Source organism: Desulfovibrio sp. 3_1_syn3 (genome assembly GCF_000145315.2).
GTDB lineage: Bacteria > Desulfobacterota > Desulfovibrionia > Desulfovibrionales > Desulfovibrionaceae > Desulfovibrio > Desulfovibrio fairfieldensis.
Genome location: NZ_ADDR02000001.1, coordinates 2,330,803 through 2,357,360, shown reverse-complemented (window position 1 = coordinate 2,357,360; position 26,558 = coordinate 2,330,803). Strand labels below are relative to the sequence as shown.

The 26,558-nt window shown below is 61.5% G+C and carries 30 protein-coding genes; 1 reads left to right on the top strand and 29 read right to left on the bottom strand.

The genetic code is table 11. From position 1 onward, the window contains the following. Positions 1–53 precede the first annotated feature (53 nt). The 4 genes from HMPREF0326_RS09945 to HMPREF0326_RS09930 all read right to left on the bottom strand — a co-directional run bounded on the left by HMPREF0326_RS09945 (position 54) and on the right by HMPREF0326_RS09930 (position 3,643). The gene (locus tag HMPREF0326_RS09945; protein ID WP_020990486.1) at positions 54–305 is read right to left on the bottom strand and encodes a hypothetical protein; all 252 of its coding nucleotides are present in this window, start codon (positions 303–305) and stop codon (positions 54–56) included. 135 nt (positions 306–440) lie between these two features. After that, positions 441–2,000, bottom strand: coding sequence for a DUF4942 domain-containing protein (locus tag HMPREF0326_RS09940; RefSeq protein WP_020990485.1), 1,560 nt, complete (start codon positions 1,998–2,000; stop codon positions 441–443). A gap of 71 nt (positions 2,001–2,071) precedes the next feature. Further along, on the bottom strand, positions 2,072–2,320 hold the full coding sequence (locus HMPREF0326_RS09935) for a hypothetical protein (protein ID WP_020990484.1): 249 nt from the start codon (positions 2,318–2,320) through the stop codon (positions 2,072–2,074). A 240-nt stretch (positions 2,321–2,560) separates the two neighbouring features. Beyond that, positions 2,561–3,643, bottom strand: a complete 1,083-nt coding sequence (locus HMPREF0326_RS09930; protein WP_008684103.1) for a tyrosine-type recombinase/integrase — start codon at positions 3,641–3,643, stop codon at positions 2,561–2,563. Positions 3,644–3,739: 96 nt separating this feature from the next. On the opposite strand from HMPREF0326_RS09930, the gene HMPREF0326_RS09925 reads away from it, so the two are divergent. After that, entirely contained in the window at positions 3,740–4,018 is a 279-nt protein-coding gene (locus HMPREF0326_RS09925) for a hypothetical protein (protein WP_008684104.1), read from the top strand. A 66-nt stretch (positions 4,019–4,084) separates the two neighbouring features. Here HMPREF0326_RS09925 and HMPREF0326_RS09920 read toward each other — a convergent pair whose 3' ends face one another. From HMPREF0326_RS09920 to HMPREF0326_RS09805, 25 genes are all read right to left on the bottom strand, one after another. Then, positions 4,085–4,687, bottom strand: a complete 603-nt coding sequence (locus HMPREF0326_RS09920) for a hypothetical protein (protein ID WP_008684105.1) — start codon at positions 4,685–4,687, stop codon at positions 4,085–4,087. Between the two features lie 308 nt (positions 4,688–4,995). Beyond that, a complete protein-coding gene (locus HMPREF0326_RS17210; RefSeq protein ID WP_008684106.1) occupies positions 4,996–6,243 on the bottom strand; it encodes a hypothetical protein in 1,248 nt (415 codons plus the stop codon). A 1-nt stretch (position 6,244) separates the two neighbouring features. After that, on the bottom strand, positions 6,245–6,760 hold the full coding sequence (locus HMPREF0326_RS09910; protein WP_020990483.1) for a hypothetical protein: 516 nt from the start codon (positions 6,758–6,760) through the stop codon (positions 6,245–6,247). Next, complete coding sequence (locus tag HMPREF0326_RS09905; RefSeq protein ID WP_008684108.1) at positions 6,744–7,283, bottom strand: hypothetical protein; 540 nt, start codon at positions 7,281–7,283, stop codon at positions 6,744–6,746. The genes HMPREF0326_RS09910 and HMPREF0326_RS09905 overlap by 17 nt, the downstream gene beginning before the upstream one ends. Then, complete coding sequence (locus tag HMPREF0326_RS09900; RefSeq protein WP_020990482.1) at positions 7,283–10,627, bottom strand: host specificity factor TipJ family phage tail protein; 3,345 nt, start codon at positions 10,625–10,627, stop codon at positions 7,283–7,285. The genes HMPREF0326_RS09905 and HMPREF0326_RS09900 overlap by 1 nt, the downstream gene beginning before the upstream one ends. After that, positions 10,620–11,084, bottom strand: coding sequence for a hypothetical protein (locus HMPREF0326_RS09895; protein ID WP_008684110.1), 465 nt, complete (start codon positions 11,082–11,084; stop codon positions 10,620–10,622). The genes HMPREF0326_RS09900 and HMPREF0326_RS09895 overlap by 8 nt, the downstream gene beginning before the upstream one ends. Beyond that, positions 11,084–11,632, bottom strand: a complete 549-nt coding sequence (locus HMPREF0326_RS09890; protein ID WP_008684112.1) for a DUF1833 family protein — start codon at positions 11,630–11,632, stop codon at positions 11,084–11,086. The genes HMPREF0326_RS09895 and HMPREF0326_RS09890 overlap by 1 nt, the downstream gene beginning before the upstream one ends. A 7-nt stretch (positions 11,633–11,639) precedes the next feature. After that, on the bottom strand, positions 11,640–14,543 hold the full coding sequence (locus HMPREF0326_RS09885) for a phage tail tape measure protein (RefSeq protein WP_008684115.1): 2,904 nt from the start codon (positions 14,541–14,543) through the stop codon (positions 11,640–11,642). Positions 14,544–14,546: 3 nt separating this feature from the next. Beyond that, positions 14,547–14,828: a DUF1799 domain-containing protein gene (locus tag HMPREF0326_RS16135; RefSeq protein ID WP_084493630.1), complete on the bottom strand. Its 282-nt coding sequence runs from the start codon at positions 14,826–14,828 to the stop codon at positions 14,547–14,549. Further along, entirely contained in the window at positions 14,825–15,193 is a 369-nt protein-coding gene (locus tag HMPREF0326_RS09880; protein WP_008684118.1) for a hypothetical protein, read from the bottom strand. Before HMPREF0326_RS09880 ends, HMPREF0326_RS16135 begins: the two co-directional genes overlap by 4 nt. Before the next feature lie 10 nt (positions 15,194–15,203). Next, on the bottom strand, positions 15,204–16,628 hold the full coding sequence (locus HMPREF0326_RS09875) for a phage tail tube protein (RefSeq protein WP_020990481.1): 1,425 nt from the start codon (positions 16,626–16,628) through the stop codon (positions 15,204–15,206). Beyond that, entirely contained in the window at positions 16,628–17,098 is a 471-nt protein-coding gene (locus HMPREF0326_RS09870) for a hypothetical protein (RefSeq protein WP_008684121.1), read from the bottom strand. Before HMPREF0326_RS09870 ends, HMPREF0326_RS09875 begins: the two co-directional genes overlap by 1 nt. After that, positions 17,098–17,826: a hypothetical protein gene (locus HMPREF0326_RS09865; RefSeq protein ID WP_008684122.1), complete on the bottom strand. Its 729-nt coding sequence runs from the start codon at positions 17,824–17,826 to the stop codon at positions 17,098–17,100. Before HMPREF0326_RS09865 ends, HMPREF0326_RS09870 begins: the two co-directional genes overlap by 1 nt. Further along, complete coding sequence (locus tag HMPREF0326_RS09860) at positions 17,820–18,146, bottom strand: hypothetical protein (protein WP_008684124.1); 327 nt, start codon at positions 18,144–18,146, stop codon at positions 17,820–17,822. Before HMPREF0326_RS09860 ends, HMPREF0326_RS09865 begins: the two co-directional genes overlap by 7 nt. A gap of 3 nt (positions 18,147–18,149) precedes the next feature. Next, positions 18,150–18,452, bottom strand: coding sequence for a hypothetical protein (locus HMPREF0326_RS09855; RefSeq protein ID WP_008684127.1), 303 nt, complete (start codon positions 18,450–18,452; stop codon positions 18,150–18,152). Continuing rightward, a complete protein-coding gene (locus HMPREF0326_RS17515; protein ID WP_269545650.1) occupies positions 18,443–18,574 on the bottom strand; it encodes a hypothetical protein in 132 nt (43 codons plus the stop codon). The genes HMPREF0326_RS09855 and HMPREF0326_RS17515 overlap by 10 nt, the downstream gene beginning before the upstream one ends. Before the next feature lie 188 nt (positions 18,575–18,762). Next, positions 18,763–19,086: a hypothetical protein gene (locus HMPREF0326_RS09845; RefSeq protein WP_008684131.1), complete on the bottom strand. Its 324-nt coding sequence runs from the start codon at positions 19,084–19,086 to the stop codon at positions 18,763–18,765. A gap of 11 nt (positions 19,087–19,097) precedes the next feature. Continuing rightward, positions 19,098–19,724, bottom strand: a complete 627-nt coding sequence (locus tag HMPREF0326_RS09840) for a glycosyl hydrolase 108 family protein (protein ID WP_008684133.1) — start codon at positions 19,722–19,724, stop codon at positions 19,098–19,100. A gap of 10 nt (positions 19,725–19,734) precedes the next feature. Continuing rightward, positions 19,735–20,748, bottom strand: coding sequence for a major capsid protein (locus HMPREF0326_RS09835; protein ID WP_008684134.1), 1,014 nt, complete (start codon positions 20,746–20,748; stop codon positions 19,735–19,737). A 4-nt stretch (positions 20,749–20,752) separates the two neighbouring features. Then, a complete protein-coding gene (locus tag HMPREF0326_RS09830; RefSeq protein ID WP_008684137.1) occupies positions 20,753–21,154 on the bottom strand; it encodes a hypothetical protein in 402 nt (133 codons plus the stop codon). A gap of 1 nt (position 21,155) precedes the next feature. Continuing rightward, positions 21,156–22,400 (bottom strand): S49 family peptidase, encoded by a 1,245-nt coding sequence (locus HMPREF0326_RS09825; protein WP_020990479.1) that lies wholly within the window; start codon positions 22,398–22,400, stop codon positions 21,156–21,158. Then, complete coding sequence (locus HMPREF0326_RS09820) at positions 22,387–23,988, bottom strand: phage portal protein (RefSeq protein ID WP_008684140.1); 1,602 nt, start codon at positions 23,986–23,988, stop codon at positions 22,387–22,389. The genes HMPREF0326_RS09825 and HMPREF0326_RS09820 overlap by 14 nt, the downstream gene beginning before the upstream one ends. Then, positions 23,985–24,209: a DUF6148 family protein gene (locus tag HMPREF0326_RS09815; RefSeq protein WP_008684141.1), complete on the bottom strand. Its 225-nt coding sequence runs from the start codon at positions 24,207–24,209 to the stop codon at positions 23,985–23,987. Before HMPREF0326_RS09815 ends, HMPREF0326_RS09820 begins: the two co-directional genes overlap by 4 nt. An 84-nt stretch (positions 24,210–24,293) precedes the next feature. After that, positions 24,294–24,515: a helix-turn-helix domain-containing protein gene (locus tag HMPREF0326_RS09810; protein ID WP_008684143.1), complete on the bottom strand. Its 222-nt coding sequence runs from the start codon at positions 24,513–24,515 to the stop codon at positions 24,294–24,296. A gap of 2 nt (positions 24,516–24,517) precedes the next feature. Further along, positions 24,518–26,551, bottom strand: coding sequence for a terminase gpA endonuclease subunit (locus tag HMPREF0326_RS09805; RefSeq protein ID WP_008684145.1), 2,034 nt, complete (start codon positions 26,549–26,551; stop codon positions 24,518–24,520). Positions 26,552–26,558: the final 7 nt, after the last annotated feature.

Below are 26,558 nucleotides of genomic sequence, written 5' to 3'. Positions count from 1 at the left end.
GTGGTCCTTTTGGTTGAGGTTATGGCCCCCGGTGGCACGGGGGCCTGGACGGCTTAGAAAGCGTTTTGGTTTCCGACTTCGATGAGCAGTTCAAAGGCGGGAATCAAGTCCTCGCGGTCATATTCCATTTCGAGGTCGGTCATGATGTGGCAAAATTCCGGAAACCTGTCGTTCACATCGTCGCCGCACTGGCCGTTCACCCACCGATCCCCGACTTCCACCACGAAGTCGGATTCGATGTGGTTGTCTTCGGCCCGATTCAGAATGACGTTGGCGAGGCGGATGGCGTTGTAAGCGTTTTTCATGGTTTGTTCCTTTTGTGTAAGTTGTTGATTTTGCATAACTTATTCATACCATAGGGGCGCTTGGCGTCAACAAAAAATCAAACAAAATCGCATAATTATTCAAAAAAAAGCCCCGCCGGAGCGGGGTTTTCGTACCTATACAGCCAGAGGCAGGCCATACTGATCGGCGTATTTGCTGCGGGCTCTGTTCTCCTTCTCGCGGGCCTTGTAGTCGTCAGGGAGCCAGTTCTTGCCCTGAGCGGCGACCATGTTGAACCGCTCCCACAGCGCGTTGTCGTTGAACTTAAAGTGGCAGGTTCCCTTTTTATAGGGACGCATCTCGAAGTAATCACTGACGGTCAGCACCCCGGAAGCCTCACTTCTATAGAGTTGGAAGGTGTTTCGCAGCGCGGCGCTGATAGTCACAGACACATCCTCCAGCCGTTTGCCCTCCAGAAAGGCCATAGCCCGATCCAAATCTCTCAGCCGTTCCTCGGCGTTGTAATTGATATGCCATTCAGGCCACTCGGAATCCACAATATAGGGCAATACAAAACGCTCATTGACCTTCCATGCGTCGTTAGTTTTCCACCCCCCAACAGCCAGGCGGTTTTCTTTATGGTAGCGAGTGAGTTCGTCGAACGCTTCCACCACGCACTGGCGCAAGATGTTGTGCCGGTTGGCGAACAGCGTGTCGAGCAGGGAAAGAATATTCGGCTCGCTGAACGCCATGCACTCGTGTTCCTGGCGAAGCTGGCAGAACTCGCGGCGTACCCCGGCGGACATGAGTTCGCCAGCTTTGGTCAGCCGGAACACCTCATCCCACGCGCATTTTTTCAGGCCGCGCACATAGTTATTATAGGCATGTTCCTGCGTCGCGCGCGAGATGTTGCCCCGCATCAGATCTTTTACAGCCTCGGCCAGAATGTCCGCCGTTTTGCCGTTCGGAGACAGGCTCCCGGCATAGTGGCTTAACTCCTGCACTTTGGAAGCCGCTTCGAGAAAAAGCGAGCGGACCTTGTTGAAGGAGAGCACTAAATTGCTCACAGTATTTCGGGTGGCGATTTCGCCGTCAAAACGATGTTCGTCATCGAACTCCGGCGCGGCGTCTCTCTCCATGCCGGAATTAAGAAAGTCGAACTGCGGTTCCGGAATTTCTTTGTGCAGATGCACCAGGCTAACGCGCACAGATGTGCTACGCTCGGCCCCCTCGAAGCAGGAGCCGAAGTGTTCCACCTCGCCGTGCTCCTTGATGATGACGGCGAGACGTTGCCGGGCCGCCGTGCAGGGGTTGAGGAGGCACTGCTCGTTGAGCAGGCAAAGGATGTCGCCGTGCTCCAAAATTTCCCAGGCGTGCAGAAGGTGTTTTTCCGCCACGCTGAACGGCGGATTCATCAGAATACAGTCGTATATCTCGTCCGGCCAGAAGGACAGAAAGTCGGCGGCAAGCAGCTTGTACCCCTTGCCGCGCAGGGCGGCTTGCAGCTCCGGATGAATTTCACAGCAGTGAATAGCGGAGCGGTATCTATCCCCCCGACTGTGGTAGCCATACTGCCGGGTATCTTGCAGCATGGCGTTTACGGCGGCGTCGGCCAGATCCCCCTTGCCCGCGCTCGGTTCCAGAATGGAGGCTGTGCGCAGGCGTTTCGGCTCCAGATGGGCCAGCATCCGGGCGGCCACGGAGGCCGGGGTGGGATAAAAACTTTCGTTATACATGATGGCGGTCCTTGGGTTGAGGTTAAAGGGGCCGCCCCGGACGTGTGGCACCGTCCGGGGCGGGTTGAGGTTCAGCAGTCCATGAAGGTGCTGTAGACGCGGTTCAGAAGGCGGTCGATTTCCACCGGCTCCAGGCTGCTGTCGTCGAGCACGCTTTCGATGGGGGCGATAAGGTCTTCATACTGCGGAGCCGGAAATTCGGCTCCCTCGCCCCGGTTGCGGACCTTGAGAAGCAGAATGATGATGTCCGCGCTCTCTTCATGCCCTTCCAGCAGGTCCATGACCTCGCTGGCGACTTCGTTCATGTGTTGTACGCCCATACCGTGCTTCTTTTGTGTAAGTTGTTGATTTTGCATAACTTATTCATACCATAGGGGCGCTTGGCGTCAACAAAAAATCAAATAAAATTGCATAATTATTCAAAAAAAAGCCCCGCCGAAGCGGAGCCCTTTTAAAGAGTACGATGTGCCAAGTGGTGTGGCGAAGGATACTACGCTCAAGAACAGCAATCGCTGCCGCCATCCGTAGATCCAGGGACAACGGCTGCCGCTCCAGCGCGGCTAGTCAGGGTCCATATTTTTGTCCAGTCCCAACGACGGAGCGGCATTGATCGCCTTGCGACGCGCGCGGGGATTGGTGTGCCGGTAGAAGCGAACGATCATTTTTTCATTGGCGTGCCCCATAATCTCAGCAACGCACTTGAGTTCAGCTCCATGATCCAGAGATCGGCTGGCAAAGGCATGGCGCAAGTCATAAGGGCGGATGCGGCGGCTGATCCCCGCTCGGCGCAGGGTATTATGCCAAGCCCGGCTGATACTGCGCACAGGCCGCCCCTTGTAGTGGATGACCCACGGGCAACCCAGGGCCGCGTCCTCTTTCTCCCACTGCCGCAGCATGCGCAACAGATCGCTGCGTAACGGCACCTCGCGCGCCTCCAAAGGAGCGCCCTTTGACGCATTGGGCATGCGTAATACCGCCACGCGCGTGTCCACGTCCGTCCAGCGCAGACGAAAAAGCTCTGACGGCCCTATGCGCGCCCCGGTGGCCATGCCGATGGCGATCACCCGTTGCAGATGCGGCGCGGCTGTCGCAAAGAGCATCCGAGCCTCACGGGCTGTGGGCGGGTCCGGCGTCTGCGGCGTCGGGCTGGACAACTGTAGTCCGGCCAGAGGATTGACGGACAGCAGGCCCCAGCGAACGGCCCAAGTATAGGCCGTTCTGACTATGCCCACTCTCCGGCAGGCCGTGCTTTTGCCTACGCCGCGCTTTGCCTGCAGTTCCAAAAAAGCCGCTACATCTTCCATGCTGATGCAGTGTGCCTTGCGGTGTCCGTAGATGCTTAAAAAAAGCCGCAAATGATAGTCGTTGGCCGCCCGCGTGGATGGATTGGACAGAGTATCCATATAGCGCTGCAACAGATCATCCACAGTGATGCCCGCCGGGGCCTGCGCGGCGCGACGGCGCTTTGCCCGGCGAATGATCTCACGCTCCCGTTCGTAGAGATCCGCTTGGGCGCGCTCAAAGGCCCGGGCTTTTTCTTCCTCGTCCTTGCCGAAACTTTTTACGCGGGGCTTGTTGGTCCAGGGTTCACGATACTTCACAATCCACGGTTTCCGTTTATAGGCCAGATAAAATACAGGCATGATGCCCTCCTCTATCCGGCTATATCGGCAATTTTCTTAGCAATAAAAAATTCTATTCACTTGCCCCGACAATGCCTCCGAGGGTATGGCAAGGGGATGTGTCGTTTGTTTGATCCCCTGGCAAAGCTGACCGGGCTGGGCGCGTATGCCCATATGGATATTGGCCCCGATGGACGAAGGACCATCCGTCTGACGTATGCGCGCATGGTGCGCGCCAATGAAGCGCGCAAGGCGCAAACCATCCGGGCGCGCTATGAGCGCTTGCTCCTGCTGCAACTGGACGTGCCCCCAGGGGACCGGCCCAGAACCGTGCAGCAGCTCGTGGCGAGCGGTAAAATCCGCGTGGTGGGTGGCAAGTACAAACGCATGGAATGAGGCTCCGGCAGGGCTCAATAAACCACGCCGGAGCAGTCATACACAGGGCGATACGGCACACCGCCATCAGACGGCATAGCTGATCGCCACGTCGGCCAGGGCGGCGGGAGATTTCGCCGCGACCACGGCGGCCAGCAGCTCGTCGCGGCGGGCCGTATGCAGGGCCAGCAGGGTGTCCGGTCCGTCCGGGTCGATACTGGCCAGCGAGGCAGCGGCCACGGCGACCTCGGCGGAGGACGGCGCGGACGTGGGCATGGTCAGGCTGGCCACAATGGCCGCGTCGCAGGCCGCCTTGACCTCACGCTCTTTTTCGGCCTTCAGCACGGCCAGCGGCTTGGCCGGGCGCTCCGTCACGGCCCCTTTGGGCAGCGGCCCGAGAATCTCCATATAGCGGGGCTGGCTGGTGTAGTCGTCGCCCATAGCGGGCTGCCAGAAGGGCGTGCCGCCGGTTTTGGTGCCTTTGGAATCCATATGCTGGCGGTGATCCTCCACTACCTCCCAGGCGCTGCCCGTCCAGCGGGCCGCGTGTCTGGTCGGGATGTCTGCGGGCGGGGCCACGGGCGTGGCCCCAGCGCAGACGGTCAACTCCTTACCGCCCACAACCTGGGCGGGCCGGGAGCCGGTAAGCGCGCCGGTACGCAAATCGAACGTGTGCATAGTGGTGCTCATAGTATCTCCTTGGATGGTTGAGGGTTATTGTTTCGCACTTCGCCTTTCCGAGCTTGGGTGCTCGGGGCCGATGGGGCGGCGGGAACTTGGGGCCGGGACGAGATTCGGAATATCATGGGTTCGGCGAAGCCTTTTGTTATGGATGCGTTTGAGCCACCAGTATCCGGGGCAATGTCAGTAACACGTATTGCCAACTCTACACAGTCAGGTGACTCGCGTCCCACGTTTGTACTGAATTTTAATGCCTCCAACTTCGTCCCGACCGGCCCGCAGAACGTGCCTCAACACATCTGGCAACCGATCATCCTCTACTTGGGCCGCCCGAGGTAAAGGATCACGGGGACTATGGTGTTTTCTGGGCGGGTGTTGCTTGCAATGCGCGGCGTACCGTGTGCGCCGTCAGATACATATGCCTGTTTCTGGGCGTTGGTCATGCTGACAGTACTGTTGTTATCTATCGGCACGACTGAAAGCATGGTGGGCACGTTTACATAATTCTGGCGTTCTGACGCACCTCCGTATCCGTGTACATGCCCCTGTAACGCGTCTTCTTGCCAGCTCCCGGCCTCCCGATCTGTCCCCAGCACCCAAGCTCGGAAAAACTGGCCGCCATGCAAAGGCAGATATAATCCCGTGGGGTTAGCGGAGTCCGGACGGAATTTGCCGAGGTTGGCCGCCTGGGTCGTTGAATCGGCATTCCAGGGCATGACCAGCCCGGCGAAAGCGCCGGATTTGTACTTTTTATAGAATTCCGGCCACAGATCGAATTCTATAAAGGAGCCGTCCGGCCATGCGTGATTCGGAGGCAGCGTGGTGGAGCAATGGAACTTCGGCGCTCCGATACTGAGCACACGAAGAACTTCAAGTTCTTCAATGGCGCTCTGTACAGTTTCTAGGGCTTCATTTGCCAGACTTTTCCAGAAATTTTCACTGCCGGACGCGCCGGGCTCTTTGACCCCGGCATCGGTGCCAAGGCCGTTTACCGCCAGCCACTTATATGCGGCGCCGTTGTGCAGTACGAGGATGGGCAGCAAGTAGCAGCCCTCCCTACTCCATGTGAGATTCTGATCCAGATAACCATCGGGATTCACGCTCAGCCCTGTGCGCGGCATGACGCCGCCCAGGGACGAAGGCGTGGCCGGAATGGATGTGCCTTCCGGACCGGGTTCGCCCCGCAGATCCACGGGATCGCCCCAAGTGCCGTCCGGGTTCTTGAGTTTAAGGCTGGTACCGGACCACATATAGTCGATGGACGGCCCCTGTAGGTTGACCCAATCCGTCCACGTGCCATCAGTTTTCTTCACGCGCAGACGGGGACCGTTCCATTCGAGATCCGGGGAAGGCCCGGCCGGGCCGGAGCTGTACGGCAGTTCGCTCCACGGCGTGCCCACATCACCCTCGGTCCTGATGCCGAACTTCATGAGTACCAGCCCGTCCGGCGTATACTCCACGCCCATTTCGCGGTACTTGAGCCTGTCGTCGGAGGCCGCCCACTGCGCCGTGGTGCCGCCGAAGACCTTGTAACCACTCGCCACGGGGGTAACTGTCTGGCTCATGTTACTTTCCTCCCTCCGGGGAAGGTTCCCCGGCATCAATATACTGTATGATTGTGCGCCCCGGTTCGCCCGCATCCAGGTAGCCGATAAGAGCGGTTCCCGTGGGCCCTGCCTCGCCTTTGTTCCCGATAGCTCCCTTGGGCAGCCCCAAGGTGATCCGTCCTGTGGCCGGGTCATAATCGGCGCTGGCCTCGGCGTCCGGCGCGAGAGTGGTGGCCGTGACGGTGACGCTTTTTACCTGGTCCAGCAGAGCGGCGGCCTCGTCCACATTGGCCTGCATACGGGCGGCCAGGACGGTGAAGCGCGCGTTGGCCTGCTCCACCACCTGTTCCGCGATGCGGCTGTGGCGCTCGTCTATGTCCGCCACCAGCTTGCGCAGGGTAGGCGTTTCCTTGCCTCCGAGAACCACGGTCTGCAATTCCGTGCCGTGCAGAAAGGTGTGCCAGATCCGGGCGTCAGCCGTGATTTCGTGCACAGCGGCGAGCAGATCTTCAATGCCCTCACAGGCCGTAACCATAAGCAATCTCCTTTTGGCGGCAGGCATGTTGCCAGTAATACGGCAACTCCGAATTCGGGAAGGTGCCGACACAGGCCGCCAGAGCGTCATGCAGACGAAAGATGTCCGGCGGCCCCATTTCGGTCAGCAAGCCGGTGAGTTGCGGGCACATGCGATTGCGCGACTTGAGCCGCAGTTCCATTGTGACGGTGATGTGGCAGCCGTGCAGCTTCCCGAAATGGGGCCGCGAAGCAAAACAGGCCTCGTGCTCCGACACCTGGCCGCTCAAAAGTAAAGGCAGTGAGAACCAGCCTGATCCCTGGGCCAGGATGTCGTGCTCGAAGCTCTCGAAAAAAGCGCATTCCAAGGGAGAAAGCATGACCGAGCACTGCACGACGGTTTCGTCGGTGGCATACTCCGGCCTACGGATCTGCGCGACTTCCGTGTCGGTGGTGACGCGCCGGTCTTCCGGGTCATAGGAATAATCGTCCTTGCGGGGGATCGGCATCCACGCCGGATATACGGGCAATGCATCCCTGGCCATCAGCTCCCTCCCCCGGCCCGTTCTTCCCCGTCGCTCTCCACAGCGGTAGACACATGCAGAACGCCGCTGAAACGCAGGGCCTGCATGTCTCCGGCCAGGTCATAAAAAACGTCGCGCGCGGCAATGCGGAAATAATAGGTTGTACCCGGCGACAAGCCGCTCCAGGTGAACGGCAGGGCATCGACGCTGCGCATCTCGGCCACCTGGGCCGCGGTAAAATCCGGCGACAGGCCGCGCAGGATGATGTATCCCGTCAGATCTTCCGGACCATCGGAAGCGTCGCCGCTTTCAGCGGGCAGGGTTACGGCGTTGAGCGTCACGCTGTCCGTTGTCACGGTCACATCCGCGTCGATGGGCGCGGGCGGCGCAGGGTCATTCGCCGCCACTGTTGCGGCGGCGGACACGCCGGACGCATTGCGCGCGACCACTGCGCACCACAGGCGGCGGTATGGCCCTCCGCGCTTGCGCTGGGCCTCCACGCCCCAGGTCCAGGAAGTCCCGGAAACGGTGGTGACCGCCAGGGCTTCGCCCCCCTCGTTCAATGCCACTGACACCAGATAATCCTTTGCCACTTCGGCGGAGGGCCAGGAAACGGCCAGCGACGCGCCGCTGTACGGCGTGGCCAGCACGGGCGTAACGGACTGCGGGGGTTGGGCATCCGTATCCCCGCTCCAGTGGGCCCAGGGGGATTGCAGGGAATCGGTTGCGGCGCGCACGCGTATCCGTACCGGCCCGCGCGCAACGGATACAGGGGCCTCAGTCATGTTGAAGCGGCCCCGGTTCGACCACTCCCCTTTCCCGCAAGCCACATGCAGCTCATACCACAGGGCTCCGGGCACAGCCGCCCAGCTCACCGCGAGAAGGGGTCCGGCCTGGTCCGTCACCCAGGCCGCAAGGCCCGCAGGAGCCTCAAGACTTTCGGTCTCGGGGAGCTGCCCCCGTCCCTGCCACGGCGGCGTGGGCAGATTGTACTGCCAGACCTGCGGCGCGTCGTTGCAGAGCTTGAGAGCGGAATGCCAAGAATCCTGCGGCGTCACGCCCAACACGATCATGCGGCGCTCGAACAAACGCGTGCGGTGCAGTGCCCAGGTGGTGGGAATGGAATCACCGCCCCGCGTCAGCCACTGGAAAGGATTTTCCATGCCCTGTGAAAGAACATGGATATAGTCGGGCAGATCCAGGGTCGCGACATAGGCGTCGCTTTTTTCCGCAAGACCTTTCAGCAGAACAGGCCCCCAAGCCGTGCCGTCCGGACGTGTCAGGGAAAGATACAGCTCCGGCGCGTCCTCGCGCCATTCGGGCAGGCCGCGCGCCATATCGCAAACGAGCGTGAGCGTCAGACCCTTTTCATCCCAGTTTTCCAGCACGCCGGAAGCTGTTTCCTTAAAACGCGGGTGTGCCACGGAAACAATATCGCCCTGGTTCAGCAGATGCCCCACGCCCTCCACCGTGCAGTCCACAAGGATGCGCCGCCAGCGATTGCGCGCCGACATCCCCTCTGCCACGGCATAGGCATGGTCGCGGTTCACAATGCCGATCATGGTCAGATTATAGGGCTCCCTGCTCTCGCTCTCCGGCAGCTTGGCCCGCACGTCGCGGGTCTGGAAGCCCGCATCCGCGTCTTTATAGGAAAGGACCACGTCATCGGGCGTGTCGTCGCTCCATGTGCCGTAGGTCACCTTGAAGGAATCACGCACAATATGCCTGGGCGTCAGCTTATAGCGCACCGGTCTGTCCGGGCCGTCCTCCATGAAAGACAGGATGGTCCCGGTCAGGCGCGGGATAACCAACATGGCGCGGCAAATTTCGGCAATCAGCTCCCAGACCAGATATGGGCCGTCGATATAGGCGTCGTAAAACCAGCCTTTGGCCGCCAGACGCGCGTCAATCTCCCACAGGGTGTCAAGGTCGATCTGGCTGTCGTCCAGACAACCGCCCCACTCCACCTTGGCAACCCAGCTTACGGCCGCCGCCCAGGAGCGGGTGGTGACGGGATCGCTCCAGGTCTTCGTCGTGAGATCATAGAGCGGCAGTTTGCGCGTGGCCACAACCGCGAATCTGTTGCTGGCGTTTTGGCTCAGCGAATTTGTTCCCCGGACGCGAAAAGAAAGCACTGATTGCTTGTATGTAAGAGTGCCGGGCAGCATGCCGCGCAAGGCCGCCCACTGCGTCATATCCAGAGAGCGCCCGTCCCCGGTGGTGTTGGAAGCGCGCCTGCCCCGCACCTGGTAGCGTCCCGGCGTCACATCGCAGACATGGGTCAGACGCTGGGCCGTGCGCGTGCCGCGCGCGTCGGAATAGGATTTGAGCGTAACCCACTCACTGACCGGTTTGCCCGCGTCATCTATGGCCTGATACTCGAATTCCCAGGCGATGCCGAAAGATTCTATGCCGCCTTGGTCGGTAAAATGGCCCCAGCCCTGCTGCATAACCATATCCAGCAGGATTCGGTAAACCTGCGTGCCGGGCGGGTTGACGGCATAAGGCCCAATCCAGCCTTCATAGGACTCGTCGTTGGGCGCGAACAGCGTCTGGCCGGAAACTTCCGAAGACGTGACCACGTTGTCCGGGAATTTGGTGACGGGATGACCCGGCTCCACCAGCTCAATGTCGCGCACGTCATAACCCGTGCCTTCCACCATCTCGCCGTTACGCCAGAACACGGTCTCCCCGAACTGGAGGCTTTCAAGCTCGTACAGGCCTCGTCCCAGGGACACGACATAGTAGCCCCATTGCTCGTTATCCACATACTGCATCCACGGCTTGGTCACGTAGTCATTGGTGATCTTCATGCGGCCAAAGCCTTCCGGCTCCACGTCCCACAGGCGGGCCTGATTGCCGCTGCTGTTGACGTTGTAAGTGGGCGAGGCCTGGGCCGCGTCCAGTGCTCCTCCCAGGCCGGAGGGCATGCGCTGCTGCCCCGCGATCTGTCCCATGAGAAGCATACTGCCCATGAATACGGCAAGGCCCGCCGCCGCGCCGGCCACGCTGCCGTAGCCCAGAGCTGAAATGCCGAGGAAAGCCCCTGTCCCGCCGACGTACCAGGTGGCGGCGGCAGCCACCAGAATGACGGCCACCTGGAGGATGGTGCTCAGAGGATTGGAACCGCCTCCGCCCCCTCCGCTTCGTGGAAGTTCGTTGAAGCAGACCACGTCCCCGCTGCCCAGCGCCATATCCCACTCATCACGCAGGCGCACCTTCCCGTTGATGATGGCGATAGTCGGCGCCGGGAAGTTGCCCGCGTCGGGGAACAGGGCCAGCATGGCCTGCCTGGGGGTGAGGCCTTCGGCTATCTCAAAGCTGTCCACCACTTTGCCAAGGCGCAGATAAAAGACGTCAGCCACGGGCCGCCTCCTTCGCGCGGCGAGCCGCTGCGGCGTCCAACCCAGGATGACGGTACCAGAGTACGCGGTAAAAATGGGCGCGCAGCTCGACCAGGGGGCTCAGGATCACCCCGGCCTGCTGCTGACAGTGCAACACCCAAAGGCCGTTCGCGGTGCGCACGGCAATGCCGCAATGGTCGCGCAGACGAGCCTTGACGAAAAAGAGCACATCCATCTCGCGCGGGGACAGCCCCGGGGCGAGCGGCTGCAAACCATATCGCTCCGGGCGCATGGCCTTGACGCAGGCCTTGAGGTCGCCCGCGTCAGCCACGGGGATGGGCGGACTGTCGATGCCGAAAAAATCCCGGTGCACGGCGCGCACGAGTTCGCCGCAGGTATAGCTTTGCGGCGGCTGCGGAACGGCCGCCCACGGTCTGCCCAGATAGGCTTCGTGCCAGCGGGGAGGAAGGATGCGCATTATTTGTCCACCAGTCCCGGATAGTCCTCGGGCGTATATTTGCGTCCGTACTTGCGGTTGATCCAGTTCAGCACGGCTCCGGTGGCCGTCATATTGTCCGCGCCGTCGCTGCTCGGCCCGTTCAGGGTGATACCCGGCCAGACTTCCGCCGGTCCTTTCAATTCCTCGCCGTGGATAAAGCTGCGATAAATGCAGGCGATGGCCGAGCCGCCCAGGGCAGCCGCCTCCAGGTCGTCGTCCAGCTCGTAGCCGATGCCGCTGACCCGCAGGGAAATTTCGCCCGGCGTGGTTTCGGATTTTTCCGGCGGGACCAGATCAAAGGGCAGACCGATAAACTCGACTGTTTCTCCCGGATTGTAGGGAGCATTATCCTCCAGACGGCAGCGAAACACCTCGGCTTCCGGCCCCACGCCGGACCAGCGCGCCACGCGCGCGGGCTGGCTGAAGGTTTTATGGTTGATTTCCAGCGTGTGCAGGATAAGCACATCCTGCGGGGCGCTGGCGTAGGCCTCTGCAATGGCCTGCTGCAGCTTTGGATCAAGAAGCATGAAGACCTCAATAGAGCGAGCGGCTGCGGGAAAGGCCGCGCGTCTTGTCCATCTGGTTACCGAAAATACTGCGCCCGGAGGCGTCGCGCCTGGCCAGGGCCGTGTCCACCTGGGTCACCAGAATTTCGATGTCAAAACCGCCCTTGCCGTCATAGGACGCTGAGGCTTTAGCCGTCATGGGCGTGCCTGTCTCATTGATGAGCACGGGCCGGACATTGAGCACCACATCCCCGCCCGAGCCGCCGGCCCCGGCCATGCTCGCCCCGGCGTGGAAAGCCCGCGTTTCCGCCGGATTCAGCACGCGCTCTCCGCGTTTCAGGATGGCCGGATATTCGTCGCTGGCGAACAGGCCGCCGCCGTTATGAAAACGCGGGGCCAGGGCAAAGGCCGCAGCGGGCACGCTGCGCGTGGTCGCCGGGGAAACGCCCGCCACTCCCCCGCTGTGGAACAGGCTTACCCCGTCAAAAATGCCGCCCATGAGTTTGCCCACCAGCACATTGGCCATCGCCTGCGAGGCCATAGAGACCAGAGAGGTAAAAAATTTCTGCGCGGAGAACTCGCCGGTCATGAAGGCGTCGGAAAGCGTGGCGGCAATGGTGCTGCCAATGCCGTGGGTCAGGTTTTCCACCTGTTTTGCCACGTCGCCGTATTCGTCGGCGAAGCGCAGGGCCCCCCGCTTGGCTCCGTCAAAGAGGTCACGGGAGTTCTGGAGTTTTTGCAGCTCTGCCCACTTGGCGATCAGTTCGTCCGAGACGCCCACGCTCTGGCGCAGATTTTCAGCCTGCAATTCAATGAGCTGGTTGGTGTATTCCTGTGCGGCACCGAAGTCGCCGGCGGCCTCGGCCAGCTCCTTGTAAAACTGCGCCGCAGCCTGGGCGTCCTTGATGCGGGTGGATTTTTGCGATGCCTCGGTGAGTTGCTCAATCTTTTCGCGGGCCACATCGGCGGGCACTTTGAGGTCGGAAAATTTCTTTTCCCAATCCGCAATGGTATCCTGGAGTTCCAGGCGCTTTACGGTCTCGCTGTCGCCCGCCAGGCGCGCGATGGTCAGATCCATCTCGCGTAGAGCGTCCGAGGCTTTCCAGGCCTGCTCGGCGGCTTTTTCAGCCTCGCTTTTGCCGCTCTTTTTCTTTCCGCCGGTACTGACGGGCTTGAAGCCGGACTGGAGTTCGGGAAGATTCGGGCCGCTCTTTCCGCCGGAGGCATTAGGAATATGGGCGGACAGCTCTTTGGCGAAGTCCCGGCCCATGTCCAGTACCGGATGCTCCAGGGTCAGCGTGGGCTTTTCCAGTGTAAAAGACCCGGCGGACGGCAGATCGGAGGCCGTAAGCGACGAGGAAGGCAGCACGCCCTGAATGAGCCCGCGCAGAGCCGTGGCCTGGGTTTGCGCTGCGGAGGCGAGCTGGGCCGGAGGGGTTACATCGTATAATTGACGTTGATCAAGATATCCCGCTACCCGCACGGCGGATGTGGCCACATCTTTGATTTCGCCGCTTTCATCCCGCCAGTTTCGACTTTTCAGCAGGCCTTTCAGCTCCGCCCGGTTGGATGTGGCCCACTCGCCAAAACTGATGGTTCCATCGGAAAAAGCCTTGATGCCCTGCTCCACGGTATGCAGGGTGTCGGCCACCTCGATCATCAGCCCCAACAGCAGGCCTTTTTTGCCGAAGAGAAGCCTCCCTATCAATCCGTATTCCAGGCTGTCGGGCACCTGTTGCCAGAGATCCACCACGCCGCCCACGGCTTTGGTGACGCTGGTCAGGCTTTCGGCCGCGCTACGGCCCCAACCGGCCACCTTGCCGGTGTTGGCCTCCAAAAAACTATTGAGATCGGTCAGGCCTTCCTTGACGACGGGCAGAAAGCCTTCACCGAATGCGACAGCCAGATTCGAGAATGTGGCCCTGCCCTGGTCTTCCACGCCCCGGAAGGTTTCAAGGAAATTTTTAAAACTCTCGTCCGTGCGTCCGGATTTAAGGCCAACCTGTTCAAGAATATCCGCATAATTTTTAAATCCATTGGCTGCGAGAGCGCTGATGCCGGTTAACGCTTCCACGCTGCCGACGAATTTGCCCAACTGCTGACCGCTGGCTTTAGCAGCCTGTTCAATGAGGGACAATGCGCCCATCAAACCATTTTTACGGATCAGCGCAACGCCCGACTTTTCTCCCAACGAATTGATGAGCTTGAGCATCTGCTCATTGGGCTTGAGCAGCTCCATAATCATGGAGCGGTACTGGGTTCCGGCCTGTGCCGGGCTGCCCGCCGTCTGGGTGAGCAGGGAAAGCGCGGCGGCCATTTCCTTATACTGCACCGAAGCGAGCTGGCTCACGCCCGCGAGATCGCCGATGATGGGCACCAGCGTGCGCACCGAGGCCTGGCCGAACTCCTCGATGTCCAGCAGCAGGTCCGCGGCCTGGGCCGTGGATTTCAATTCGCCGCGATAACCGGCCATCATCTTGGTCAGGGCCTGGATGGATTCAGCCTGGCTGACTCCGGCGACCTTGGCGAGCTTGGAAGCGGTGGTCAGAGTTTCCTGGGACTTGACCACATCGGAGATGCCCGCTGAAAGCACCTGGTAATAGCCGGTAGTCAGTTCCGTCACGCTGCCCAGCGAGGACGGCAGGGAAAGCATCTGCCGCCTGATATCCTCGGTGCTGCGGCTGGTGACCTTGGTGGTTTCATACAGGGCGGACTCGAAATCAGCGGCCTGACCGATGACCGAGGAAAAGGCCAGCCCGCCGCCCAGCGCGCCCAGGGCTCCGGCTCCCATGCCGGACAGCAGGCCGCCGAAGCCGCCGCGCAAGCCGGAGAGGCGTTTTTTCAGGGAGTCCGCTTCACGGCCCATGCCCCGAAAAACCTGGCTTGCGCGGTCAACAGCGCTGATTTCGACTTTGACGTGTTTGTCAGCCACGGCTTACTTCCGCTTTTCCCACTCTTCCCGTTGTTCTTCCAAGGTGTCGTATTCGAGCGTTTGCAGGCCCCGGAACAGCTCCGGGCTCATGCCCATGCCGTGCAGTTCCGCCACCGCGAATACCGCCGGGTAATCCAAGCCAACAAGGCTCCAGCCCACTCGCCATTGCGTCTGGACAAGCAGCCATAGGCGCCAAACCGGCTCATTGGCGGCCAGTAGCGGCACGGGTTCATTTTCGCAATCTTCGCAGGGCGGTTCTTTTCGCCTGCGTTCGTAATAGGTCAGGCATTGCCCGCAATGTTCGGCTCTGCCGCCGCTGCGGCTCCGGCGGCAGGCGCGGAGTTTCCCGCCAGTATCTCGCCGTCGCTCATGGCCTTGATCACGGCTTCGATCTCCTGGACCTCAGCCAGGGAAAGCGCGGGCTGCAAGGAGGGCCAGTCCTTGACGCAGGCGGCAAGGGGTTTTTCCCGCCAGGTCTGCTGGAAGTCGGTGAGGGCAAGCGTGCGCTCGACCTGGCCCATCTTCTCGCTGTCCTTTTCCACCTTTTGGGCGGCGGCCAGACGCTCCTTCTGCAAGGTCCAGAATTCCTTCCAGCCGAAGGGACGGATTTCCACCTTCCTGCCGTTTTTCAGAGTATGCTGCTTGTACATGAGCTCTCCTTTAAGCGTAGCTGGCGACGCGGTTGACGAGGGTATACTTGCTTGACGTATCTGCCAGATCCACGAAACTGATGGCCTTTACCTCGGTGGTCAGGCCGCCTTTACCGGAAATCTGCGGAGATCCCCCGGTGTCCAGCTCGACTTCGGGGAGACGGAACCACAATTCCTCGCCGTTGGCTCCGCTCAAGGACAGGGCCACGGGCACAGTGGCCGCCATGTCCGCAAGCTGCTGGTATTCGTCGTGCTCCAGAAAGACGGTCAGCGTGAGCGTGCCGGTAGGGTCACCCTCGGGCTGGCGGCTGCGCTTGCCCATATCGCCCACGGCCACCTGCCCTTCGATACCGTAAGTCAGGCTGAGGTTACCCTTCTGCACGTCGCCCACACGGCGTCCGTCGATCCAGACGGCGGATTCCTTGTCCCAGAACGGGATGCCGGGCAACACGAGGGGAGAAGCCGCGCTGACCGGCCTGGCGACGTTGCCCATGCTGCCCACGGAACAATCCAGGCTGATCTTGACTTCGGTCTCGCCGCCGAAGGGGAAACTGATGCCGTTGAGCTTGTTGCTCAGAATTACAGTGTACGGATTGGCGCTGGCCCCGGCCTCATAGTCGAACTCTTTCTGGAGGCAGAACGTGGGCTGGTTGCGCGGAAGGGAAAATTCATGACGGTAAAAGGCCGGAATGGCCGTGGGCGTGCCGTTGAAACTTTCAGCCGCGTAGGCCGCTTCAATCACCAGAGAACGCGTGTTCGTGCCTTTTTGCAGCACATGCTCCCCGTCATAATCGCTGGTGCCGGAAACAGTGACGCTTTCGCCCTCGTGCAGGGCTACGCCGAAGCCGCCCACGGGCAGAGCCACCTTGCCCTCGCCCAGGTCTTCGGCAGCGCCGTCCAGAAAAGCGCCCCGCCCACGGTGCGCTCTGGCCCCGGCCGGAATGGTTTCAGCCCGGTACAGCGCCTTGATGACCAGCATGTTTTTTGACGTGCCGTATTCCAGGCGGTACGCGCCGTCATAATTGGCCGTGCCCGTGATGGTCACCACCGTATCCTGCACGAAAGTATGCGCGGCCACGGGCAAACCCACGTAACCGAGCCCCTCATCCGTGACGGCTTCTTCCGCCAGCTCCACTGATGCCTCGGCCGTGGTGACCGGAGCGCCGCACAAGGAGCGCAGGATGTGCCCCATCTGCGGCGCATAGGGCGGCACTTCAAGGCCGCCGGTGTAATTGGGGGTGCCCGGCACGGGCTTGCCCTGGCCGCGCGCGTTGGTAATGACCGCGCTGCCCTGCTTGTTGGCGTCCATGCCCATGCTTTCGCTGTAAAACGCCAGCACCACGCCCGGATCGGCGGGGTCGGGCACGCCGGGCCTGCTCTCGCGGTACAATACCAGTCGGCAGTTGCCGCCTGAAACCTGACGAAATTTCTGCATCATAGCCTCCTGCCCCCAACGGGGGTATTCACTTCCACGGCAAGCCCCGCATGCAGGAGCAGCATGGGGGCGTATTCCTGATTCACGGCCACGGAGGGTTCAAGCAGGGACGCCGTGGGTTCCATGCCGGGCAAGGCGTCCTGAAGGGCTGCCCAGACTCGTGGCCAGGCCTGCTCGTCCAGTACGGCAAGGCCGTGCAACACAAAAACCCCTTCCTCTTCATCCACGCGCTTGTCGTTCACCGCCAGGGTGAGCGAAATGGCATACTCGCGCTTGAAGGCCGCCCCGTCCGACTGCCAGGGGGCGATAACCGCACAGGGAGCTTTCTGCTCCCAATCCGTGCGGCGCCCGTCAAAACCGATAAGGACTTGCCAGGGACGAACGTATTCCTCCTGTGCCACGGCCTGGAACAACGCGTCCTTTTTGAGCACCGCCGCGATGATCCGGCACAGGCGCATGGACGGCAGCATCAGGCCGCCCCCTTGCGAAAGAGCTGCCTGACCTGATTGGCGAGCTGGCTGCGAAAGTCATCCTGCCCGTAGACGGCAAGGCGTTCTCCGGCTTCATCCGAACTCAGAGCCTGGATGGGGGATGGTCCGAACAGCGGGTGCATGTAGCCTCGCCAGCGCTTGCGCATCCACTCCCGGCCCTTTTTCTCCACAAGGTGGGAGTAAAGATGCATGTTTTTGACCCACTTTCGGGCCGGGGCCTTGGAGGCCCTGTCGCGGTACCAGACGTTCATGAATCCCTTCCACGGCCCGAAAAAAGACTTTTCCCCGCCTGGCGCGGCCACGACGGAAAACGGGCCGCCTTTCAAAATACGGACCTGCACGCCTTCGGCGGGCTGCCTCTTGCGCGGATCAACGCCTTTCCAGTTGGGCATGCTTCTGGGCCTGGTCTCAAACTCGGAAATGGGAATGCCCACCTTGCCCGAAAAATCCACATAGCCTTCAATGACCTTGGCCGTGGCCCGTTTGATGCGAGCGGCGGCGCGCACGGCCCTGGCCTTGGCGGTATATTTTTCACGCGCCATGCGTGTGCCCTCGGCGCGAACGGCATTGAGGGCGTGATTCATGGCGTTGCGCGCGGCATTTTCCAGCCCCTGCGGGGCGAAAAGGAATTGGCGCTTCACGTCCTCCAGCATGTCGAGGCCGTTCACCTTGACATCAAGAGCGCCCCACTGGCCGTCCGTCACCATCCCGCAGATCCTCCCTGCTCAAGGCTCAGCTCGAAGGTCACCATGCCGAAACATGCCCGGCGGGAGTCAATGACCCAATCCGCGCCGTTGAAATCCACGCTTATGCCCTGTTCCCATTCTTGCGGCGCGTCGGACTCCGCTACATGAATACGTATATGGTTTCGTCCGAGCAGCGGATTCTGGCTCTGCGGATATTCACCGGGTTCCCAAATGACTTGGGCCATGACTTCCCTCCCGGCCAGGGTCACGAGTTCGGCAAATTCCTCGGCATTGAGAAAGACGCGCTGCGCGTCGATGGCGATTTGTTCCTTGAAGCCCATTGTTCATTCCCCAAATTTTCGACAGCCTTCAATGCGCGACAGCCTCGTATTGAACTCGTCCATCTGGGCGTCCACTTCGTCCATGTGCTGACGGATGGCTCTCATGTCGGTGCGGCATTCGTCCTTGTGGACAAGGCGCGCCAGGCGTGCCAGCAGTTCCTGGAGTTGTGGGCCGATCTCGGACACATCTTTTTTGAGCAGCATGAAGATGAAAGCCAGAAGGCCGAACAACGTCGTCACCAAAAAGGCAATGACCCCCACGGCCCAGCCCAGCAAAGTTTCCATCTGTACGGCATCTATCGGCATGTGGACTCCGCGTGCTCTATCCAGAGCATCAGGTCACCGGCTTCGGCGGCGGGCAGATGCACCCACTGGCCATCCACCGCTACCAGCGCCCCGCTCTGCGTATAGCTCCACGCATCAGTCACGATGGCCCTCGGCGTCGCCGGGGCCGGAGGAAGAGCGTTTGTCAGTGCCGCCGAACTTGCGCATCCACTCAGAGCCAGGGTCAGCGCGCACAGCATCCACGCGATTTCGAGCTTTACGCTCACGCCACCACTCCAACAGAGCCACGGCCAACCGGATAAGCGCCTGAGCCCAGGAGGGCATGACACGCCTACGGCTTCGCCGCTTTGGCAGCGGCGTCGTCGGCATTTTTGGCTTTGCCCGCGTTGAAGCCCAGGGCGTTGACCACCATATACAGCAGGCGCAACACGGGATTGGCGGTTTCCGCCGGGCGTGGCCAGACTGCGGAAACGGCGGCGCAGACGGTCACGACGAACGTCACCCATCCCTCCCAATTTTCCGGCAGCCAGCCGAGAATCGTCGCGGCCATGTCGACGCCCTCGGGCGGATTGACCGCATCGCCAGCCAGAGCGAGGCTGGGAAGGATGACGGCGGCGAACAGGGCCAACACGAGAAAAAAAGACGTTTTTTTCATGGAAATCTCCGTTAGTGGGATTCAGCGGGGCAATAGGTGCGGGTCAGCCAGCCGTCCATGAACTTGCGATTGTCGAAGTTTTTGGCGCCCAGGCCGACGTAATGCGCGAGCTGGAGTCCGTTGAGCGCGTGGACGAAAACCGCCGCGGTGACGCGCCCGGCAAGCAGGGTCGCCATCGCGGCGAGGGACTTCGGGCCGAGGCAGCCGTCTTCGGTGAGGTCCGCGAAAATCCGCTCCTCGCCGCGCGGCCCCTTGCGCCAGTTGAAGCTGTTGCACAGGCGTTGCACGTAGCGCCCGGAGCCGCCCCGACCCAGGTTCACGGCCTGCTCGAACAGCTCATCGGCGACGATCTGGGGGAACTGGCCGAGCTGCATCCGGTCCCACCACTCGACGCGGTACCAATCCGTCACCATGTCGGCGAGGCCGGGAAGCGTGGCGAGGTGGGCGGAAAAGGCGCGAGAACCGGCCCGGAAACTGCTGTGCTGTTTGGCCGCGTCGATGACCGTCCAACCGGACCAGCTCGAAAAAAAGTTTCTGGCGATGCCCGCATATGTCTCGCCGCCCGCGTCGCCTTTGACGTTGCACCAGCCGCCCTCGAAGGCTTTGAGCGGCGCGTAGGAAATAAGGAAGTCAGCCATGACGCTCCTCCTACAGAACCTTGGCGCAGAGGAACGCGCCGGGGCGCTTGGCCCAAGGCATGGGCCGGGATTCCACCAGCAGCCAGGTGGCCGAGGGATCTTCCTCATCATACGTTTTGGCGAAGAAAGATGTTGCGCCCTTGCACTTGCGGTCCAGCGGCAGGCCGTATTCAATGACGGATTCGGTGTCGCGCGCGCCGAGCAGGATGCTGTCCGGGTCCAACAGGTATTCCGTTTTACCGCCGTATCCGGTGACGTTGCCGGTGTAGACCCATACGTTCAGGCCGTTCCACACGCCCTTGAACATTTTGCAGACCTTGGGCTGGAGGCCGCCCATTTCGATGCGCCGGTTGTCGAGGTAGGTCTTCACATCCGCATGGCGGAAAAAATGCCCCCACACGTTCTTGCCGAGCACCAGCTCGGAAGGGGCGGAGCCGCATTCATCCTGAATCATGGTGGACCACTCTTCCACGAGTTCCATAATCTTGGAGCCGTCGGCGGACCATTTTTTCTCGGCGTCCAAAGTGAGCTTATGGCTGGCAGGCATCCGATTATCCACCGTGTAAATGGGCTTGAGCTTGCCTTCGATTTTGTCGCTGACCGTGAACGCGCCCTTGGTAGCAATCTGCGCGGCCATCCATTCGATGGTCAGGTCCACGTCTTCGCGCAGATAGTCCAGGTCTTCGACGATGGCGCGTTCCACGGGGTCGGCGGCGATTTCATACGGGTTGTAGCCCGCCGGATTTTTCAGCACTTCGACGGCCTGATACGGTGTCTTCACCCGGATGCGCGGGGCCTTCACAATCACAACTTCGGCGCTGCCGCTTTTGATGACCTTGCCGGGTTCCTCTTCGCGGACGAAGGGCAGCAGGTTCCGGCCTCGGCTCTTGATGTGCAGTTCGAGCTTGTCCGTGGGCTGCGGAGGGCGCGGCTTGAAAAACAGATCGGTGATCAGGCTGTACTTCGGCGGGCGTTTGTTGATGACGCCCGTGAGGATGCGATGGTCAAAATAGTCAAAGGGCATGGGTTTACTCCACGTAGACGCCCAGGCCACGCAGGGCGGCGATGGCGGTTGCTTGGGTTTCGGCGGATATGCCGTCCGCCCAGATGAGTTCTTCGGCCAGCGCCGCGCAGTGGACATAACAGACGCCCCAGGCGTCGCCCGTGGCCGGGACGGTCACGTCGCCATGGAGGATGCCCACCGGCGTCATGTCTGAACTGGCCCCGAACAGGAGATGCTTTCCGGCTTCCATGACGACGGGGGCCTCGCCGCCCTCCGGCGCTTCGCCTTTCACCTCCGAGGTGGTGCCGATGACTGAACCGGCCAACAGCGTTTCCTCCTTGCCCGTGGAATGCAGAAGCACGCGCTGCGTGATGACGGGGTGCTCCCGCAAAAAGGCGCGGGAACTGGTTTGGGCAATGGTTTCCATGTCATGCCTCCATGCGGCTCATGCGGTCCACCGCCGCGCGGCCTTCACTTTTGTCCGTCGTCTTCCCCCCCGCGTCGGGCAGAGGGGGAGGCGTCGCGGCGGTGAGCGCGGCAAGTAGGGCCGCGCGGGTGGACGCTTCCGTGTTCGAGGATTGTCCTTTGTCCGGTTGCGCGGTGTTCTGCGCGGCGAACAGCGGAGCCAGGGCCGCGAGCTGGTCCGGATTGACCCCGGCCTTGAGCACGCTTTCGATTTTGGCTTCGGCGTCTTCTCCGACCAGAGTTCTGACCAGGGCCAGAGTGTCGGCCTGGGCCTTGGCCACTGCCTGCTGTTGAAGAGCCGCCGCCTCTTTGGCTGCGGACTCTTTCGCCTCCGCCTCGATCTGCGCCAGCAGTTCGGGGTGTTGGGCGGCGAGCGTTTTTTTATCCATGTGCGTCTCCTGTGCGAGAATATGGATTGCCTCTTCCATGCCGGTCACAATGGCCGACACGAGGCCGAGGCGTTGGGCCTCCTGGGCGAGAAAAATCTGACCGTCCCCCCAGGCGCAGGCGTCGGCGGACGGGTCCAGCCCCATGTTGCGGGCCACGTCGGCCCGGAAGATGGAATGCAGGGCGTTGACGCGTTGCTGGAGATAGGCGCGGGATTCGGGACTAAGCGGAGCGTTTTTATTACCCACGGCTTTCCATTCGCCGCCGGTGATGTAACTGTAGGAGACGCCCATTTTTTCGTTCAGGTGGGAAAAGTCGGCATGAATCATCACCACGCCGATGGAGCCCACCTGCGCCGTGACCGGGGCGAACACTCGGCCCGTGGCCGAGGCCAGCCAGTACGCGGCGGACGCGCACAGGCCGTCGGCATAGGCGGCCACCGGTTTGCGCGCGGCCACGGCGGCGATGGCGTCGGCCAGTTCCTTACAGCCGCCCACCGCGCCGCCCGGCGAGTCCAGAGCCAGGAGCAGCGCCGTGGCCGACGGATCGGCTGCTGCGGTTTCCATGGCGCTACGGATGTCCCCGTATCCGGTGGACAACCGTTTACCGGTCCACCCTGAAACGGCGGTTTCCCGGTCCAAGGGGCCGCGCACCCGGACCACGGCCACATTCCCCGCCAGGGCATAGGCGGCGTCGGAGGTCAGGGCGCCGCCTATGCCCGCGCGTTCAAACGCAGCGCCGTTGTGTTCGGCACTCCACGCGCTGAACAGGGCCGGGATGGCTTCATGGGCCACAGCCCATAAATTTTCAAACGGGGGCATGGCCGTCCTCCTTGTTATCCGTCTTTGGCTGCGACGGGGCGTCGGTCGCGGAGGATTCGTCTTCCGTCGAGCGTTGTTCAGAGACGGAAGACGGGGCTTGTCCGCCCATCAGCTTGTTGTATTCGGCCATGCGGGCGGCCTCTTCTTCCAGGTCGTCCATGACCTCCTCGAAGTCCAACCCCTGCTCGGCGAGAATTTCCTTGCGCGTCTTGAGTCCGGCGGCGTTGGCGTCGATGTTGGCCTTTGTCTCCTTGGTTGGGTCCACATAGCCGCGAGCCGGACCGATCCATGTGGCGTTGGTCCACAGGGCCAGGGCGTCATACCAGTCCGGCGCTCCGGCGGGCAGCGTCAGATAGCCGCGCAGAAAGGCTTCCTCCATCACCATTTCATAGACGGGCTGGCAGTAGCCGCGCGCGAACCAGGAGCGATACATGAGGTACACGCGCCATGCCTCCAGCAGCGCGGCGCGGGCCGAGGAGTAATTGGTCTTGGAAAAGTCCTTCATCACCGCTTCGTAGGGCATGTCCGCCGAAGCGGAGAGGGCGCGGAGAACCAGCTCGCAGAAGGCCAGGAAATTCGGAGAAGGACGCGAGGACTCCACGGCCTTGAGATGCTCGTTCTTGTTCAGATAGAGCAGCGTCCCGGCATCCACGTTTTCGTAGTAGACCTTCTCCTCGCCGCCGCCCTCCGTGGGGCGGGTTTCCTCCATCGCCCACGAAGGCAGCGTCACGTTTTCCGTTCCGGTTTCCACCACCATCGGCATGCTGGCGTTGGCGACCTGGCCGAACAGCTCGTGGGTGATGGCGTCCGCGAGATGTCGGAACAGTTTGATCCCCGGCGACAGAATGGAAACACCCCGGACCTGCTCTTCATCCTCGTTGAAAAAGAGGTGGAAGATGCCGGGACGGTAGCCGATGCGGGCGGGAATGCGCGTGAAGTCCGCCGAAGTCAGGGCGGACATATCCATCGGGGTGATGGAGGGGCGCGGCGTGGCGAGCCAGTAGCCTTCCCGGCTGCCTGCCACGGACAGTTCCACGCCGTCGCGGATGCGCAGATCTGTGGCCTTGTCCACGGGAGTGCAAAGACGGCTGGGGGAAACGTCCTGAATGGCGAGCCCGAAACGTCGAGTCGGGGTCAGAGGCAGCATTACCGGAACGTGGACCATCTCACCGGCGCGCAGTACTGAACGGAAACCCGACAGTTGCAGGTCGCCGAACTGCATTGTTCCCTTGGTATGGCAGTGAAGGCACCATTCAGCCCATAGCCATTCCATAGTGGATTCCAGTTCGCGGGCTTGGTGTTTGGTGATGCCGAGGCGCCGCCAGGGAAGCCGGGCCTGCGGCATAAGGCCCGTGCCCACCGCGTTGGTGGAGATGGTGTTGACTACCGAGCGGGCCGCCCAATCGTTGACATAAAGATCGGCGGCGCGGCCTTGAGTCAGCCTGCGTTCCGCCGTTTCCCCGGCTTGGCTGTAGACGCGGGGCACGCGCCAGGTAGCGATGGTGCCGCGATGGGAACCGGCGTCACGAGAGACAACAGGGGGACGCCTGCCGAGAAAAATCTGTTTGAGGGCGGGAAAGAAGTTCATCGCCGCACCCTCATGACAATACGCTTGGGGCCGCGCGTACCGTCGAGAGCGGCAAGTTCATTTTCCAGGTAGGTCAGTTGCTGGCGAATTTCAGGCAGCTCATAGCGGGTGAGCGCGCGTCCGTCGATAGTGTAAGATTTGCCGGTGGAGGCCGCCCGGTAGGCGGCCTTCCAGTCGGCAAGCAGGGAGAGGAGTTCTTCGCGTGTCCAGATGGAGGCCATGCCTCGCAATTAGCATGGCCCGAATTGCATGGCACGGAACATACGAACTATACGGACTATACGAACTAAAAATTGGATTGCGGCTCATTTTTTTTCGTTCGTCTCGTCCGGGCCAGTCTCGGCGATGGGCTTGACCAGAGCACGGCAGTCTGCCTCCCACACCCACATGCCGCGCTTACCCTCGCCGGAGCGGTAGGCGGTGAGCTGCCCGGAATTGACCAAATCATAAAAGTGAGTTTTGCCGCATCCAAGGATACGGCTTGCCTGTTTCCAGTTGAGCTTGCGCCCCTTGTCTTCCACAGACACGGCTATCTCCTTATGTGGGCCAGACGCTCGGCGATGGACGCGCCACCGGGCCTAGGCTGCGGGCGTCGGGGAGGTTTTGCGTTGTCGTCCGGCCTTGGGCGGTGGCGGATATTGAGAATGAAGGCCAGGGCCAGAGTCATGGTTTCGCAGTCCCAAAAGTGGTTGTCTTTGTCATGGGGGTTTTCCCACGCCTGTTTTTCATCGTCCCAGACTTCGGCGCACATCTCGCGGGCATACTGTTCCAACATGCCGTCGATGTTCGAGTGTAGGTGGAACGCGCCGGGATCGTCCGGGGCAATGCTCAGTTTATGGGACAGATCGGACTTGAAAAACGTGGTGTCGCAACGCCACAGGTTCAGGCCGCCGGGGATTTTCACCTTATTGCCCTTGGCGTCCGGGAAATATTCCTGCGGGGCGGGGGTGTACGGCTGCGAAAGCGAGCGCACCCCCTGCCAGGGAAATACCCGCCCCCGGTGCCGGATGGCCCAGGAGTAAACTTCTTTGGTGCGCCCGCCCATCGCGTCGATCATGCAGGCCCGGACCTTATATTTCAGCCCTTCGGGCGTCTCGTATTCGGAGCCCCACAGAATATCGTTGAGGGCCGAGAACGACGGCGCGACGCCGCACTGAATGAGCCAGCTTTCTTCTGTGTCGCCATAACCGAAGGCGCGGATGATATAGCGGAAGTGGCTTTTCTGCGTATCCACTCCGGCCAGCAGACAGGCGACACGTTCCTGACCAGCCACTGGCCCAGGCACGGCGCCGCGCGGACGGTCATCGCAGAGGGCCAGGATGGCATCCTCGGAGCGGACGACGTGTTCCTCCCGCCACGGTTCGGCTTTGTACTGGTTTTGGAGGTTCTTCAAGTCGTCCAGCTTGCCGGACTGCTTATATTTGAGGGCTGCGGAGGCTACTTCCGACAGGCTGACGAAATAAGAAAGCCAGGCCGGGATATGGAAGCCGACCTTCACGGGCCGGTGCGCGGCGAGGTGGGCGGCAAGGTCCAGGCCGCTGGAACGCTCGCGCCACTCGCCCTTGCGCACTGCGCGGTCCCGGTCGCCGTCATCCCATACCGCGCCGCAGTGCTCACACGGATAATAGGCCGCTCGCCGGGTAAGCACGTCCTCCGCCGACGGCTCCTTGTCCGTGTCCTTACCCGGCCAGTCAATGCGGTCGAACTGCATGAGCTGGGCAATGCCGCAATGGGGACAGCGTACCCAAAAATCAAAACGCGCCCCGGCTTCCTGCATGAGAGCCGTCCAGATGGGGCCGTCCTCCGTGGTGGGCGTGCTGATTTTGAGGATGTGGCGACGGGTGCGCCAGGTGGTTGTGCGCTTTTCGGCCAGTACCTCGGACGTGGCCTCGTTTTTGGGGTTCTTGTACTTGTCCAATTCGTCGAGGATAAGCGTACGGATGGGCTTGTTGCCCAGGCGTGAGACGGAACCGGACCAGCCGAGATAGATGGGCATGTGCGCGAGGTTGACGCGCAGGCTGCTGGCGTCGTCGCCAACGCCCGTCATATATTCACGCAGACGTGAAGAGCCGGTAATCATGGGGATGATGCGGTCTTTAGCGTTTTCCCTGGCCGTGATTTCGTCCGGGAAGACGTACATCACCGGGCCGGGGCTGCGGTCGATGCACCAGCCCACAAGGTTGTGTCCTGCCTCGGAGCCGCCGGTCTGCGGGCTTTTGCAGATGATGACCGTTTCCACGCCTGGCGTACCGGCGGCGTCCATGATGCCCACGAGATACGGAGTGAACAGATTTTTCCACTTGCCGGGGATGCTGGACATCTCCACGATGCGGTGGCGTTCGGCCCACTGGCTCACGGGGATCGGCTTACGGCGGCGCATGATTTTGCGTTCGCCCTTGGAAAAACGAAAATGAATAGCCGGGCCGCCCGCCGCCGCATGGGCCGCGACCTCGGCGGCGACCACGGGCGAGAGCCAGCGCGGCACGGACGTTTGGAGCGTCACGCGCCGCACCGGCTCGGACTTGGGCACATGGCACAGTTCAAGCTGGCCGGTTTGGGTCATCTATCCT

Coding starts and splice junctions, on each gene's coding strand:
- HMPREF0326_RS09945 (WP_020990486.1), bottom strand. CDS start 305: ATGAAAAACGCTTACAACGCCATCCGCCTCGCCAACGTCATTCTGAAT.
- HMPREF0326_RS09940 (WP_020990485.1), bottom strand. CDS start 2,000: ATGTATAACGAAAGTTTTTATCCCACCCCGGCCTCCGTGGCCGCCCGG.
- HMPREF0326_RS09935 (WP_020990484.1), bottom strand. CDS start 2,320: ATGGGCGTACAACACATGAACGAAGTCGCCAGCGAGGTCATGGACCTG.
- HMPREF0326_RS09930 (WP_008684103.1), bottom strand. CDS start 3,643: ATGCCTGTATTTTATCTGGCCTATAAACGGAAACCGTGGATTGTGAAG.
- HMPREF0326_RS09925 (WP_008684104.1), top strand. CDS start 3,740: ATGTGTCGTTTGTTTGATCCCCTGGCAAAGCTGACCGGGCTGGGCGCG.
- HMPREF0326_RS09920 (WP_008684105.1), bottom strand. CDS start 4,687: ATGAGCACCACTATGCACACGTTCGATTTGCGTACCGGCGCGCTTACC.
- HMPREF0326_RS17210 (WP_008684106.1), bottom strand. CDS start 6,243: ATGAGCCAGACAGTTACCCCCGTGGCGAGTGGTTACAAGGTCTTCGGC.
- HMPREF0326_RS09910 (WP_020990483.1), bottom strand. CDS start 6,760: ATGGTTACGGCCTGTGAGGGCATTGAAGATCTGCTCGCCGCTGTGCAC.
- HMPREF0326_RS09905 (WP_008684108.1), bottom strand. CDS start 7,283: ATGGCCAGGGATGCATTGCCCGTATATCCGGCGTGGATGCCGATCCCC.
- HMPREF0326_RS09895 (WP_008684110.1), bottom strand. CDS start 11,084: ATGCGCATCCTTCCTCCCCGCTGGCACGAAGCCTATCTGGGCAGACCG.
- HMPREF0326_RS09890 (WP_008684112.1), bottom strand. CDS start 11,632: ATGCTTCTTGATCCAAAGCTGCAGCAGGCCATTGCAGAGGCCTACGCC.
- HMPREF0326_RS09880 (WP_008684118.1), bottom strand. CDS start 15,193: ATGTACAAGCAGCATACTCTGAAAAACGGCAGGAAGGTGGAAATCCGT.
- HMPREF0326_RS09875 (WP_020990481.1), bottom strand. CDS start 16,628: ATGCAGAAATTTCGTCAGGTTTCAGGCGGCAACTGCCGACTGGTATTG.
- HMPREF0326_RS09870 (WP_008684121.1), bottom strand. CDS start 17,098: ATGCTGCCGTCCATGCGCCTGTGCCGGATCATCGCGGCGGTGCTCAAA.
- HMPREF0326_RS09865 (WP_008684122.1), bottom strand. CDS start 17,826: ATGGTGACGGACGGCCAGTGGGGCGCTCTTGATGTCAAGGTGAACGGC.
- HMPREF0326_RS09860 (WP_008684124.1), bottom strand. CDS start 18,146: ATGGGCTTCAAGGAACAAATCGCCATCGACGCGCAGCGCGTCTTTCTC.
- HMPREF0326_RS09855 (WP_008684127.1), bottom strand. CDS start 18,452: ATGCCGATAGATGCCGTACAGATGGAAACTTTGCTGGGCTGGGCCGTG.
- HMPREF0326_RS09845 (WP_008684131.1), bottom strand. CDS start 19,086: ATGAAAAAAACGTCTTTTTTTCTCGTGTTGGCCCTGTTCGCCGCCGTC.
- HMPREF0326_RS09840 (WP_008684133.1), bottom strand. CDS start 19,724: ATGGCTGACTTCCTTATTTCCTACGCGCCGCTCAAAGCCTTCGAGGGC.
- HMPREF0326_RS09835 (WP_008684134.1), bottom strand. CDS start 20,748: ATGCCCTTTGACTATTTTGACCATCGCATCCTCACGGGCGTCATCAAC.
- HMPREF0326_RS09830 (WP_008684137.1), bottom strand. CDS start 21,154: ATGGAAACCATTGCCCAAACCAGTTCCCGCGCCTTTTTGCGGGAGCAC.
- HMPREF0326_RS09825 (WP_020990479.1), bottom strand. CDS start 22,400: ATGCCCCCGTTTGAAAATTTATGGGCTGTGGCCCATGAAGCCATCCCG.
- HMPREF0326_RS09820 (WP_008684140.1), bottom strand. CDS start 23,988: ATGAACTTCTTTCCCGCCCTCAAACAGATTTTTCTCGGCAGGCGTCCC.
- HMPREF0326_RS09815 (WP_008684141.1), bottom strand. CDS start 24,209: ATGGCCTCCATCTGGACACGCGAAGAACTCCTCTCCCTGCTTGCCGAC.
- HMPREF0326_RS09805 (WP_008684145.1), bottom strand. CDS start 26,551: ATGACCCAAACCGGCCAGCTTGAACTGTGCCATGTGCCCAAGTCCGAG.